13 protein-coding genes are annotated in these 12,371 nt (G+C 73.4%); 6 read left to right on the plus strand and 7 right to left on the minus strand.

Annotated elements, in window-relative coordinates; all coding sequences use genetic code 11:
• Positions 1-53: 53 nt before the first annotated feature.
• On the plus strand, positions 54-1,304 hold the full coding sequence (locus QSK37_RS06260) for an RNA polymerase sigma factor (RefSeq protein WP_285618207.1): 1,251 nt from the start codon (positions 54-56) through the stop codon (positions 1,302-1,304).
• Positions 1,305-1,380: 76 nt separating this feature from the next.
• Positions 1,381-2,685, plus strand: a complete 1,305-nt coding sequence (locus tag QSK37_RS06265) for an MFS transporter (protein WP_285618208.1) — start codon at positions 1,381-1,383, stop codon at positions 2,683-2,685.
• Positions 2,686-2,764: 79 nt separating this feature from the next.
• Here QSK37_RS06265 and QSK37_RS06270 read toward each other — a convergent pair whose 3' ends face one another.
• From QSK37_RS06270 to QSK37_RS06285, 4 genes are read right to left on the minus strand one after another with little or no spacing between them, the layout of a single operon-like run.
• Positions 2,765-4,000 (minus strand): ABC transporter permease, encoded by a 1,236-nt coding sequence (locus QSK37_RS06270; RefSeq protein WP_285618210.1) that lies wholly within the window; start codon positions 3,998-4,000, stop codon positions 2,765-2,767.
• Positions 3,997-4,740: an ABC transporter ATP-binding protein gene (locus QSK37_RS06275; protein WP_285618211.1), complete on the minus strand. Its 744-nt coding sequence runs from the start codon at positions 4,738-4,740 to the stop codon at positions 3,997-3,999. Before QSK37_RS06275 ends, QSK37_RS06270 begins: the two co-directional genes overlap by 4 nt.
• A complete protein-coding gene (locus QSK37_RS06280; RefSeq protein WP_285618214.1) occupies positions 4,737-5,909 on the minus strand; it encodes a peptidoglycan-binding protein in 1,173 nt (390 codons plus the stop codon). Before QSK37_RS06280 ends, QSK37_RS06275 begins: the two co-directional genes overlap by 4 nt.
• 2 nt (positions 5,910-5,911) lie before the next feature.
• Positions 5,912-6,448 (minus strand): hypothetical protein, encoded by a 537-nt coding sequence (locus QSK37_RS06285; protein ID WP_285618216.1) that lies wholly within the window; start codon positions 6,446-6,448, stop codon positions 5,912-5,914.
• A gap of 153 nt (positions 6,449-6,601) precedes the next feature.
• Between QSK37_RS06285 and QSK37_RS06290 the strand changes: the two genes are divergently transcribed.
• The 4 genes from QSK37_RS06290 (at position 6,602) to QSK37_RS06305 (ending at position 9,459) form a co-directional block, all read left to right on the plus strand.
• Positions 6,602-7,249, plus strand: coding sequence for a response regulator transcription factor (locus QSK37_RS06290; protein ID WP_285570070.1), 648 nt, complete (start codon positions 6,602-6,604; stop codon positions 7,247-7,249).
• A 5-nt stretch (positions 7,250-7,254) separates the two neighbouring features.
• The gene (locus QSK37_RS06295; RefSeq protein ID WP_285618217.1) at positions 7,255-8,442 is read left to right on the plus strand and encodes a sensor histidine kinase; all 1,188 of its coding nucleotides are present in this window, start codon (positions 7,255-7,257) and stop codon (positions 8,440-8,442) included.
• Positions 8,439-8,843 carry a YchJ family protein gene (locus QSK37_RS06300; RefSeq protein WP_432705526.1) on the plus strand — a complete coding sequence of 135 codons (405 nt, stop codon included), beginning with the start codon at positions 8,439-8,441 and terminating at the stop codon, positions 8,841-8,843. The genes QSK37_RS06295 and QSK37_RS06300 overlap by 4 nt, the downstream gene beginning before the upstream one ends.
• Before the next feature lie 79 nt (positions 8,844-8,922).
• Positions 8,923-9,459: a TetR/AcrR family transcriptional regulator gene (locus QSK37_RS06305; RefSeq protein WP_285618219.1), complete on the plus strand. Its 537-nt coding sequence runs from the start codon at positions 8,923-8,925 to the stop codon at positions 9,457-9,459.
• Here QSK37_RS06305 and QSK37_RS06310 read toward each other — a convergent pair.
• The 3 genes from QSK37_RS06310 to QSK37_RS06320 form a co-directional block, all read right to left on the minus strand.
• Complete coding sequence (locus QSK37_RS06310; RefSeq protein WP_285618221.1) at positions 9,354-10,058, minus strand: MBL fold metallo-hydrolase; 705 nt, start codon at positions 10,056-10,058, stop codon at positions 9,354-9,356. The two genes, QSK37_RS06305 and QSK37_RS06310, sit on opposite strands and share 106 nt — an antisense overlap.
• Before the next feature lie 9 nt (positions 10,059-10,067).
• Complete coding sequence (locus tag QSK37_RS06315) at positions 10,068-10,991, minus strand: aminoglycoside phosphotransferase family protein (protein ID WP_285618222.1); 924 nt, start codon at positions 10,989-10,991, stop codon at positions 10,068-10,070.
• A gap of 66 nt (positions 10,992-11,057) precedes the next feature.
• Positions 11,058-12,254, minus strand: a complete 1,197-nt coding sequence (locus tag QSK37_RS06320; protein WP_285618223.1) for an FAD-dependent monooxygenase — start codon at positions 12,252-12,254, stop codon at positions 11,058-11,060.
• Between the last annotated feature and the right edge of the window lie 117 nt (positions 12,255-12,371).

A 12,371-nucleotide genomic window follows, 5' to 3' on the forward strand; every position in this document is an offset into this window, starting at 1 on the left:
TTATGCCTGGATTGTGATGATCTTCCGGTGATATGGCGGGACGGAGGAGACCGGTGTCCCTTACCGAGGCCCTGCGGACGGGTGCTCCGGACGCGTTCGGCGCGCTCTACGACGAGTACGCCGGACCGCTCTACGCCTACTGCCACGTCATGGTGGGCGACGAGGCCGCCGACGCCGTACGCGACACCTTCATCGCGGTCGCCCGCCACCCGGGTGAGGCGCCCTCCGACGACGGCGCGCTGCCCGTGTGGCTGCACGCCCTGGCCCGCTCGGAGTGCGTACGGCGCGGCGCGCTCGTACGCCGGCCGGTGTCGGCGCCGGCGACGGACCCGCTGCGGCGCGCGCTGACCGTCCTGCGCCCCGAACACCGCGAGGCCCTGGCCCTGTCCACCGTCCTGGCGCCGGAGGAGGTCGCCCGGGTCGTCGGCGTGGCCCGCGACACGGCCGAGATGCTCGTACGGGCGTCGCAGCGGCGGCTGGAGCAGGCCGCCGCCTCGGTGGGCGGCCGGGAGGCGCACGACGCGGCCATGCTCGCGTCGCTGAGCGGCGAGGCCCTGCACCGGCTGGTGACCCGCGGGTACGAGCCTCCGCCGCGGCAGCGGGAACGGGTGCTGTCCTCCTGCGCGGCGGCCGAGCGCGCGGCGGACGGCGCCCTGCTGTTCGACGCGGAGGGGATGCCGGTCCCGCTGGACGGCCTGTTCCACGACGCCGAGGAGCCGACGCGCCCGTTCGCCCGGGTTCCGGCGGAGGAGCCCGCCGGCCCGGAGCCGCAGGTCGTCCGCGTCTCGCGCGCCGAGGCCAGGGACGGGGCGAAGCCGCGCCGCCGTCGCGACGGACTCGTCGAGGTCGCGGGCCTGGCGGCGTGCGTGGCCGCGGCGACCGGCGTGCTCGTCCTGTGGCCGAGCCCGCACCCGAGTGGAACCTCCAACGTGGACGGGACCAGCCAGCTGATCCACCGGGGCCAGACGGCGAGCCGTTCCGCCCAGCCGGTCACCCCGGTCCAGCCGGGCCCGCCGGACGCGGCGACCTCCAAGCCGGGCACGTCGGCCTCCCCCACGCCGACGACGTCCTCATCCACCGCGCCCGCGACCACGGCGCCGCCGGGCACGTCCGCGCCGGCCGGCCCCTCCCACCCCGGCCGGCCCCCGAAGGGCGGCGGGCCGGGCAGCACCCACCCGACGCCTCCGAAGTCGCCGCCCGGCTCGCCGACGACGACGCCGACGCCGGACCCCACGCCGACGCCGAGCGACTCGCCCACCGACCACGTCCCCGACTCCCCCGCCCCCGACCCGAGCGGCTCCTGAGACGCCTTCCGGATCGACTCGGGGCGCACCGTACGATCATGATCGGGCGGTGGCGATCTCGCGACGAGGAGGCCGAGTGACGGCGGGGAGCGAGGTGGCCGCGCGCTCCCTTCGAACGGACCGGAACTTCGCGGTCTTCTGGTTCGTGCAGGCGTTGTCCGAGGTGGGCAACGCGTTCGCGCTGGTCGCGGTGCCGCTGCTGGTGCTGGAGGCGACCGGGTCGGTGGCCCGGATGGGCCTGCTGACCGCGACCGCGGGAGCGGCGTCGGTGGTCACGGGGCTCTTCGCCGGGACGCTGGTGGACCGGTTCGACCGGCGGCGGCTGATGGTGCTGTGCGAGGTGGCGCGGGCCGTGCTGTACGGGCTGATTCCGGTGTGCTGGGCGGCCGACCCGCAGATGTGGCTCCTGTACGCGGTGATGGGAGCGGCCGCCGTCCTCGAGATGATCTTTCAGGTGGCCTACGTCGCGGCCATCCCGAACCTGGTGGACAAGGAGCGGATCAGCGCGGCGAACGGCCTGCTGCAGACGACGAACTCCGCCGCCTATGTGCTCGGACCGATGCTGGCGGGCCTGGTCGCCGGGGTGTTCGGCGTCACGGCGGCGCTCTCGATCAACGCGGCGAGCTTCGCCGTCTCGGCGGTGGGCCTGGCGTTGATCAGGTTCCGGCCGCGCGAGGAGCGGGCGGTCGCGGCCCGGTGGTTCGACCTGCGGGAGGGCTTCCTGGCCGGAGCGGGGTTCCTGTGGCGGACGCCGGTGCTGCGGGCCCTGACCCTCCTGCTCACGGTGTTCCTGTTCCTGAGTCTCGGGATGACCGACGTCTTCATCTACCACGTACGGCACGACCTGGGGCAGAACGACCGGGTGGTCGGTTACGTCATGGGAGCGGCGGGCGTCGGCACGATCGCGGGCGCGGCGCTGATGTCGCCGCTGCGCAGGTGGTGGGGGTTCGGGCCGTGCTGGCTCGGGTCGGTCGGGCTGTGCGGGGTCGTGGTGGCCGTCGCGGGAGTGGCGGGCAACGTCGTGGTGGCCGGCGGAATGGTGCTGGCGTACTCGCTCGGCGTGGCCCTGGCGGGCCTGTGCTCGATGAGCCTGCGGCAGGAGGTGACGCCCGACCATCTGCTGGGCCGCGTCACCTCGGCGTTCTGGACCATGCACAACGTGCTCGCCCCGATCGGAGCCGTGGTGCTCACCGCACTCGCGAAAGGCGTCGGCGTCAAGGACACGCTGCTGGCGGCGGGCGCGGCGTTCCTCTGCGTCGCCGGCGTCGGCCTGTTCACCCCGGTCCGGCTCCGCCGCCCGGCGATCGCCGCCGACGCGGCGGCGCCGCCAGGCCGAGGGCGGCGCCCCTCAGGAGCGTCGGGCTCATCGACCACGGGATGAGAGGGCGTGCTTCCGCCCGGCCAGGCGTACGGACCGGCGAGGCCGGCGCGACGGGGTGGCGACGCGCCGGCCTCGCCGGTCAGACCGTGCGCAGTGCCTCGGTCGGCGACAGGCGGGCGGCGCGGAGGGCCGGTAGCAGGCCGGCGAGGGCGCCGATCGCGATGGCCGAGCCGATTCCGCCCGCCCATGCCTCGGCCGGGATGACCACGGCCCAGTGCTTGGTGCCCGCGTAGACGGCGGTGGCCGCCGCGCCGGACGCGACGCCCGCGGCGCCGCCGAGCAGCGCCAGCATGATCGCCTCCGAGAGGAACTGGCCGCGGATCTGCCCCCGCGTCGCCCCGAGGGCCCGGCGGAGCCCGATCTCCGAACGGCGCTCCAGCACCGAGATGATCATGATGTTCGCCACCCCGACCGCGCCGACGATCAGCGCGACGGCGCCGAGGCCCAGGAACAGGCTGTTGAACGCGCCGCTCGCCGCCGCGCGGGCGGTGAGGGCGTCGGACGGCTGGCTGACGTCGACCTCGTTCGGCGCCTCGGGGTTCGCGGTCTGCCCGAGCACGGCCTGCACGTCGGCGACGTGGTCGGTCCGAGCCCGTACGTAGATCGTGCTGGGCGGCCCGACGGCGAGCTTGCCCTGGGAGATGCTCGCGTAGCCGAGGTAACGCTGGGCGGCCGGGTACCCGATCAGGACGCTCGTGTCGATGTCGGGTGTGAGCACCGCCGGGTCGAGGATGCCGCCGACGTAGAACCACTGGCCGCCGAGCCAGACGCGCTCTCCCGGGTAGACCCGGTCGACGCCCATCCGCTGCGCGGCGACCGCGCCGAGCACCGCGACCGGCTGGGTGGCGGTCGCGGAGTTCAGCCAGCGGCCCTGCGCGACCGAGGTGGCGAGGACGGACGGCAGGTTCAGGCTGGCCGCCCTGACCTTCAGCGCGTTGGTGGTGATCGGCGGGATGAGCGGGCTGCGGTACACCTTGGCGTCCTCGACGGTGCCCACGTGGGCCACCTGCTCGACCGCCGGCAGGTGCGAGATCCTCGACGTCGCCTCGAGCGGCAGTCGCGCGGTCCGCCCGGTGAAGGACTGCCCGTTGTTCGCGGTCAGCAGGTTGGTGCCGAGCCGGTCGATCTCTGACAGCAGCCCCGCCTGGGACGAGGAGGACAGCCCGAGCACCGCGACGATCGCCGCCACGCCGATGGCGATGCCGAGCGCGGACAGCGCCGCCCGCAGGGGCCGGGCGCGCAGCCCGGTGCTCGCCACCCGCGCCTGGTCGCCCAGGGCCAGCCGGGTGGGGACGAGCGTGGTCGCGGCCCTCACGGCACCTCCTCCGGCGTCGGCACGCGCACGCCGTCGACGGCGCTGTCGGAGACGATCCGCCCGTCGAGCACGTGCACCTGGCGCGGCAGCCGGGCGGCCAGGCCGCCGTCGTGCGTGATGATGACGATCGTCGCGCCCTCGGCGTTGAGCTCGTGCAGGAGTTCGAGGATCGACGCGCCGGTCGTGCTGTCGAGGTTGCCGGTCGGCTCGTCGGCGAGCACGATCGCCGGCCGGCCGACCAGCGCGCGGGCGATCGCCACGCGCTGGCGCTGGCCGCCGGACATCTTGGCCGGGCGGAACCCCGCCCGGTGGGTGAGCCCGACCCGGGCGAGCGCCTCGGCGGCCCGTGCCCGCCGCTCGCCGACGGGGACCCCGGCGTACAGCAGCCCGTTCGCCACGTTGTCCACCGCCGAGCTGTGCTCGTCGAGGAAGAACTGCTGGAAGACGAACCCGATGCTGCGGGCCCGCAGCGCCGCCAGCCGGCGGTCGTCCAGGTCCGCGACGTCGACGCCGTCGATCCGCACGGTGCCGCTGGTGGGCCGGTCGAGAGTGCCCATGACGTGCAGGAGCGTCGTCTTGCCGGAGCCGGAGGGCCCGACGATCGCCACCAGCTCGCCCTCCCGTACGGTGAGGTCGACGCCGCGCAGCGCGGCCACCGGCGGCTGCTCGCCGTAGGTCTTGGTGACCGACTCCAGCTCCAGGACGGGGACGGCCTCATCGGGGGTGGATTCGGCGCTCATGTCGAGGGCACCACCACTCGCTCGCCCGCCGCCAGGTTCCCCGACACCTGCACCAGCCCGTCGGCGTTGTCGAACAGGCCGAGCGTGACCGGCACCGTCTGGTGCACGCCGCGGGCGTCGACCCGCTCCACCGCGTACCCGCCACCGACCTGCCCGATCAGCGCGGTGACCGGGACGATCAGCGCCTGTTTCACGCCGTCGGTGGTGATCTGCACCTGCACCGGGGCCTGGTCGAGGTCGCCCGCGACCTTCGGACGCGTGAGCGTGAGGTAGACCGGGATGGTGGTGTTGGAGGAGCCCTGGTCGTCGGAGGAGGACGACGTGGCGACCGTGCCGATGCGGGTCACCCTCCCCGTGGTGACGGTGTTGTCCGGCAGGGTGATCTGCGCCTTGTCGCCCACCTTGACGCCGGCCTGCTGGGAGGCGTCGAGGTCCACGGTCACCTGCCGGTCGGCCGACGTCGCCTCCGCGACCGGCGCGCCAGGGGCCGCCCGGCCGCCGAGCCTGGCCGTCGCCTTGGTGATCCGCAGCGGGCCGGGCAGGAACACCGCGTCGCCGAGATCCAGTTCCCCGGTCTCGTCGGCGCCGATCTCGTCCTGCAGCTTCTGGAGCGCGGCCGCGGTGGCCGAGCCGAAGTAGCGGGAGTCCGGATCGAGCTCCGACTTCTTCGCGTACCCCAGCTTGACCAGGTTCGCGTTGAGCTCCCGTACGTCCCGGCCGCGGTCGCCGAGGGACAGGTTCCGGTACGCCGGTCTGGTGCCGCACAGGAGCACGATCGGCGTGTCCCCCACCCAGTACAGGATCCGGCCGCACCTGACCTGGTCGCCGGCGTTCGGCGCCCAGGTGTAGATCCCCGGGACCTGGTTGATCACGGAGTAGGGCGTGCCGTCGTCCTGCGCGGCGTACGAGAGCGTGCCGCTCTGGCTGATCTGGGCGGACAACGGGCCCTGCCGTACCGGGACCAGCGAGCCGCCGGCGCCGGCCGGCGGGGGCGTCCCCTCCCCGCCGCCGAACGGATGCACGGCGACGATCGCACCGCCCGCCGCCAGCACCACGATGACGCCGGCCACCGACCTCCCGCGCCGGAACCGGCGCCGCTTCGCGCGGCCGGGCGCGCCGGTGGTGTCGGGCGCTTCGGGCGCCTCGGCGTCCGACTCGGAGACACTCATGGTCACTGGCCACCGGCCCCGGGAGCGCCGGCGGGCAGCAGTTTCTGGCACTTCTGCGTCGCGGCCTTGAACTGCGGCGAGTTGGGGTCGACGCCCTGCCCCGGGCCGCCCTTGAAGATGATGGCCCCGTTCTGCGGGTCGGGGAAGTCCGGCACCCCGTTCTGGCGCATGCAGGTGACGTACTTCAGCATCTGCGCCTGCTGCTTCGGGTCCTGGGCCCCTCTCGCCTGCCCGCTCGGCGCGTACGCCTTGCACGCCTGCTGCGCCGCCTTGAACTTCGGGCTGTCGGGGTCCATGTCGGTGCCCTTCTTCATGATGATCGTGGACCGCCCGTCGGCCGTCGGGTCAGGGAAGCTCGGCACGCCGTGGGTCCTCATGCACTGGGCGTACCGCACCGCCTTGGTGGAGGTCGTCGCCTTGCCGCCGGCGGCGGCGGAGCTCGACGCGCTCGACGAGCCGCCGGACCCGCCACAGCCCGCGGTCCCGAAGGCCGCCGCCGCCACGGCCAGCAGGGCCGCGCTCCTCATTCGTCCGTTCATGTCCTGCTCCTTCGCATCGGTGGGATGTGCCGGAGACCGTACGGACGAGGCGGTCACAGGGCGGTGCGCGGACCTGTGACCCGGCTGTGACCGGGTATCGGGCATTCTCGACACCATGAATCGGTCGTTCGCCCACCTCGCGGAACGCGGGCGATGAGGGTGCTGGTGGTCGAGGACCACGTCGAGCTCGCCGAGTCGGTGGCGAGGGTCCTGCGCCGCGAGGGGATGGCCGTCGACCTGTCCCACGACGGCGAGGACGCGCTGGAGCGTACGGCGGTGACCGGCTACGACGTGGTCGTGCTCGACCGGGACCTGCCCGGCGTCCACGGCGACGACGTCTGCCGCACCCTGGTGGCGCAGGCCACCCGGGTGCTGATGCTGACGGCGTCGGGCACCCTTGAGGACCGCGTCGACGGCCTCAGCATGGGGGCGGACGACTACCTGCCCAAGCCGTTCGCCTACGCCGAGCTGATCGCGCGGATCCGTGCGGTCGCCCGGCGCTCGCGGACCGCCTCGCCCCCCGTCCTGACCCACGGCGACCTGCGGCTGGACCCGGCACAGCGCGTCGCCACCCGCGCGGGCATGCGCCTGCCGCTCAGCCCGAAGGAGCTCGCGGTGCTGGAGTACCTCCTCACCGCCGACGGCCGTGCCGTCTCCGCCGAAGAACTGCTCGAACGGGTGTGGGACGAGGCGGCCGACCCGTTCACCACGACCGTCAAGGCGACGATCAACCGGCTGCGGGCCAAACTCGGCGCGCCGCCCGTGATCGAGACCGTTCCCCAAGCCGGCTACCGGATCTGACGCCCATGCGCCTCCTGCTCCTCATCCGCCGGCTGCCGCCCCGTACGGTCCGGCTGCGCCTCACCCTGCTGTACGGCGCCCTGTTCGCGGTCTCCGGTGCGGTCCTGCTCGCCGTCACCTACCTGCTCGTCAGCAACTCGACGGGCCGGCTCGTCTTCCTCAGCTTTCACAGGGACCCGGCGTCCGATCCCGGCGCTCAACCGCTTCCGCTCCCCGACGACCTGGCGCGGGCCCGGACGGGGGCGACCCGCCAGCACGCCGCCGAACTGCACGAGCTGCTGGTCCAGTCCGGGATCGCGCTGGCGATCACTCTGGTGATCTCCATCGCGCTCGGCTGGCTGGTCGCCGGGCGGGTGCTGCGCCCGCTGCAGACCATGACCACCGCGATCCGGCAGATCTCGGCGCGCAACGTCCACGAGCGGCTGGCCGCCGGCGGCCCCCGCGACGAGCTGAAGGACCTGGCCGACACCGTCGACGGCCTCCTCGGCCGGCTGGAGACCGCCCTCGACGCGCACAAGCGCTTCGTCGCCAACGCCGCCCATGAGCTGCGCACACCACTGACGCTCCAGCACGCGCTGCTCGAGGAGACCCTCACCGACCGCGCGGCCACGCTGTCGTCCTTCCAGGCGACCTTCGAACGGCTGCTGGTCAACAGCGAGCAGCAGGAACGCCTGCTGGAGTCGCTCCTCACCCTCACCCGCAGCGAACGCGGCCTCGACCGGCGCCGGCCCCTGGACCTGGCGACGATCGCCGACCACGTGCTGCTCGCCCCCCGTCCGGAGGCCGCCCTGCTGCGCGTCGGGGCCGACACCGCGCCGGCCCCGGCCTCGGGCGACCGGACCCTCGTCGAACGCCTGGTGACCAACCTGGTCGACAACGCCACGCACTACAACCACGCGGACGGGTGGGTGGAGGTCACCACCGCGACCGTCGCCGGACGCGCCGTCCTCTCCGTGGCCAACACCGGGCCGGTCATCCCGGCCGAGCAGGTCGACCGGCTCTTCGAGCCGTTCCAGCGCCTCGGCGACCGCACCGCGCGCAACGACGGCCACCACGGCCTCGGCCTGTCGATCGTCCGCGCCATCGCGGCCGCCCACGACGCCACCGTCACCGCCCGCGCCCGCCCGGAGGGCGGCCTCATCGTGGAAGTGGCCTTCCCCGCCGGGGAGCTCGCGGCCGTCACGGCACAATGAGGGGCGTGCCCGGATCGGACTCCTCCAACGTGAACTGCGTGTGCGGGCTGCCCGCGCCGTACGACGACTGCTGCGGGCGGTTCCACCGCGGCGACGCGAACGCGCCGACCGCCGAACGCCTCATGCGGTCGCGCTTCAGCGCCTTCGGCGTCCAGGACGAGGCGTACCTCCTGCGCACCTGGCACCCGTCGACGCGCCCGCCGCGGATCGACTTCGACCCCGCCCTGCGGTGGCAGCGGCTGGAGATCCTGGCGACCACGGGCGGACGCCTCCTCGACACCGAGGGGACCGTGCGCTTCCGCGCCCACTTCGTCAGGCGGAAGCGCCCCGGTGCGCTGGAGGAGAACAGCCGCTTCGTCCTCCACGACGGCGCCTGGCTGTACGTCACCGCCCTCCCCTGAGCCGAGGTCATCCGGACCCGGACCTCCGGTTCCGGGCGCACTACACTCGGGCCGTGTGAAGGCCGAAGAGGAGCGACCGATGCGCGCGGACGCCCGGCGCAACCGCGAGCGGATCCTCAAGGCCGCCCGTGAGGTGTTCGCCGAACAGGGCGCCGCCGCGCAGATGGAGCCGATCGCCCGGCGCGCGGGAGTGGGCGTGGGCACGCTCTACCGCAACTTCCCCACCAGGAGGGCCCTCATCGGCGCCATGCGCGCCGAGTGGACGGCCGAGCGGACCGCCAACCTCGAACGCGCCCTCGCCACGACCGACCCCTGGACGGCCGTCACCGAGTACGTCCACCGCGGCGCCGAGGCCATGAGCCGCGACGCGGGCCTGCGGGAGGTCTTCCCCGACCTTCCCGCCAAGGAGACCACGCCCGAGGACGAGGCCGCGTTCCGCGACCGGCTCACCGTGCTCGTCCGCCGCGCGCACGACGCCGGCGCGCTCCGGCCCGAGGTCACCGCCGAGACCTACAACGGCATGATGGTCGGCCTGGGCGCCGCCATCACCGCCGGCACCGACTGGCGGCTCGCCGCGGACATCCTGCTCGCCGGCCTGCGCGCCACGCCCACCTGAGCGGACACTCCGCCCGCTTCAAAGATCGTCAATCCGTCGCGGCCGAGCCGACCGGGAAGGTCGTGCCGGGCGCGGCGTAGTCGATCGGGCCGGTGAACCGGGCCGCCGCACGGGCGACCGCCTGCCGTGGGGTGAGGAAGGGTCCGACATGCGTGACGATCAGCCGTCCTGCCCCTGCCTCTGGTCAGCGTGAGCGCGCCGACGCGCACCCGATGACCGTCATGCAGTTCATCGACGGCGAAGGCGGACTCGATGGGGCTGCGGGCGGAGGTGTTGGTGAGGAAGTGCGCCAGCCGGTCGGCCACGCCCGGCGGGCCGTACAGAGGGATCGGAGCTTCGAGCCGGACGTCGGCGAACAGGGCGCCGTAGTAGGCGGTGAGCAGGTCCGCGGTGTGATCGGCGTGCAGGTGCGAGATCCAGATCGCGTCCAGTTCGTCCAACCGGACGTGTCGTTGCAGCTGCGCCAGCGTCCCGGTGCCCGCGTCCACCCACACCCGGGTGTCTCCGCCGGACACCAGGTAGCCGGAGCACGGGTTGTCCACGCTCGGGTACGGCGACGCGGAACCCAGAACGGTGAGACGGAGATCCTCGCTGGTCATCCGCGAAGTCTAGGGACACCGCCGTTCGTACTCGGTGAGGATCGTCTGGAGCGTCCGCCACTCGGCGGAGAACCGGGCGCGGTCGTCGTCCCCCGTCCCCTCACGGTCGCGGCGCACTGTGATCAACGCCTTCCACAAGGCCCAGCCGCGGCCGCGCGCCCACATCGCCGGGTCGACCGCCAGCGCCTCGCGGAACGCCCGCCGGCTCTCGGCGGTCGGCAGTTTCCAGGCGATCGCCACGTCGCAGGCCGGGTCGCCGACGCCCGAGGTGCCGAAGTCGATGACCGCGGCCAGCCTGCCGTGTCGGACCAGCAGGTTGCCGGTGGCCACGTCGCCGTGGAACCAGACCGGGCTCCCCTGCCGGCCGGCGTCGAGCGCCGCCTCCCAGATCTCCGTCACCGTGCCGGCCGGGATCCGGTCCTTCAACGCGTCGATCGCCTCGCGGGTCTCGGCGTCGTAGGTGGCCGGCGGCCCGCCGCGGAAGAAGTTGTGCCGGCCGGCGGGCGGTCCGCCAGTCGGGTCGACCCTCCGCAGGGCGGTGAGGAACGCGGCGAGGTCGGTGGCGAAGACGACCGGGTCGCCGATGCGCCCGGTGCTCGCGGTCTCGCCGTCGATCCACTCACGGACCGACCAGGGAAACGGGTATCCCTCGGCGGGCACGCCCCGGGCGAGCGGAACGGGGATCGGCAGCGGCAGGTGCGGCGCCAGCCTCGGCAGCCAGGTGTGCTCCTTGTCGACCTGCGCGGCGTACCCCTCGGCGCTGGGCAGCCGCACGGTCATCGTGTCGCCGAGGTGGAACGTCCGGTTGTCCCAGCCGTCATCGGCGACCGGGCGTACGGGCAGGCCGGCCCACTGGGGGAACTGCGCCCGCACGAGCCGCCGGACCAGCGCGGCGTCGATCGCCGGGGCGCGGTCGTGTCCGTCCGGGTTCATCCGCCCCAGACTCGCGACCCGGCCCCGCCCCGGCAACCGGTTTTCCGGGTGCTGGAGCGGCCCCGGTCAGGTCGCCACGGTGAAGTCGGGGAGGGTGAGCGCCGAGTACTCGGGGCGGCCGGTTTCCGCGGGCAGGGAGGTGAGGCCGCGCAGGGCCTCGTTGCGCTGTTCGAGGGCCTCGGTGCTGCCGGGGAACATGGTGGCGTCCCCCCTGCCGACGAGCGCCTGGTTCATCTCCACGAACGCCCGTACGCCGTCCTCGTACGCGGCGAACGCCTCCGTGTGGCCGGTCCTGGTGGCGAGCTCGCCGGCGAGCACGTACGCGCCGACCAGCGCGATGCTCGATCCCTGCCCGGTGAGGAACGAGGGCGCGTACGCGGCGTCGCCGACGAGCGCGACCCGGCCGGCGGACCATCGGGGCATCCGGATCTGGCTGACGACGTCGAAGAACAGGTCGTCGGCGGTGCGCATGGCCGCGGTCAGGCGCGGGATCTTCCAGCCGTCGCCCGCGAAGACGGAGGCGACGAGCTCGCGCTGCGCGTCGGGGTCGCGGAAGGCGTGGAAGGGCGGATCGGGACGGGTGAAGTTCAAGAAGCCGAACAGTTCGTCGCCGTCGCCGACGGCGTAGAGGGCCGCGGCCCTGCCCGGGACGTTCCACAGAACGGCCTCGTGGGAGAGTCCGAAGTCGTTGTGCATGGTGAACCCGGCGAAGCAGTAGCCCAGGTAATGGTGGAATCGCTCCTCCGGCCCGAAGACGAGCCCTCGGGTGTGGGAGTGCAGGCCGTCGGCGCCGACGACGAGGTCGAAGGTGCGCCGGGTCCCGCCGCGGAAGGTCACGTCCACGCCGCCCTCGTGGTCGTCGAGCGTGGCGATCGAGTCATTGAAGAGGAATTCCACCTCGCCGCGGACGGCGTCATAGAGGATCTCGGCGAGATCCCCGCGGCGTACCTCCAGATCGCGGCCCTCGACGCCGCCGACGAGGACCTCGGGCCGGACGGAGGTGACCAGGTCGCCGTCGGCGTCCAGGAAAGTGATCTTCTGAGAGTCGACGTGGGCGTCCTTGAGCCGCGGCACGAGTCCCATGCGCCGGACGACCTCCAGCGCCGTACCGCGGATGTCGATGGGGTAACCGCCGCCGCGCAGCGCTCCCGCCTTCTCCACGACCGTGACGTCGAACCCGTACCGGTTGAGCCAGTAGGCGAGCGCGGGACCTGCGATGCTTGCCCCGGAGACGAGGACCGTGCCTCTCGGTGAACGGCTCATTGCGTGCTCCTGTCCAGCCGTCCCGCGAGGAGGAACGACTATTTATCTACCTTAGGTATCCTTTTCGGTGGCGCGGCGATCCGTCGACCACCGCGACACCTGACGCAACTATATACC

Origin of the sequence: Actinoallomurus iriomotensis, assembly GCF_030269445.1 — a bacterium.
GTDB classification, from domain to species: Bacteria; Actinomycetota; Actinomycetes; order Streptosporangiales; family Streptosporangiaceae; genus Actinoallomurus; species Actinoallomurus iriomotensis.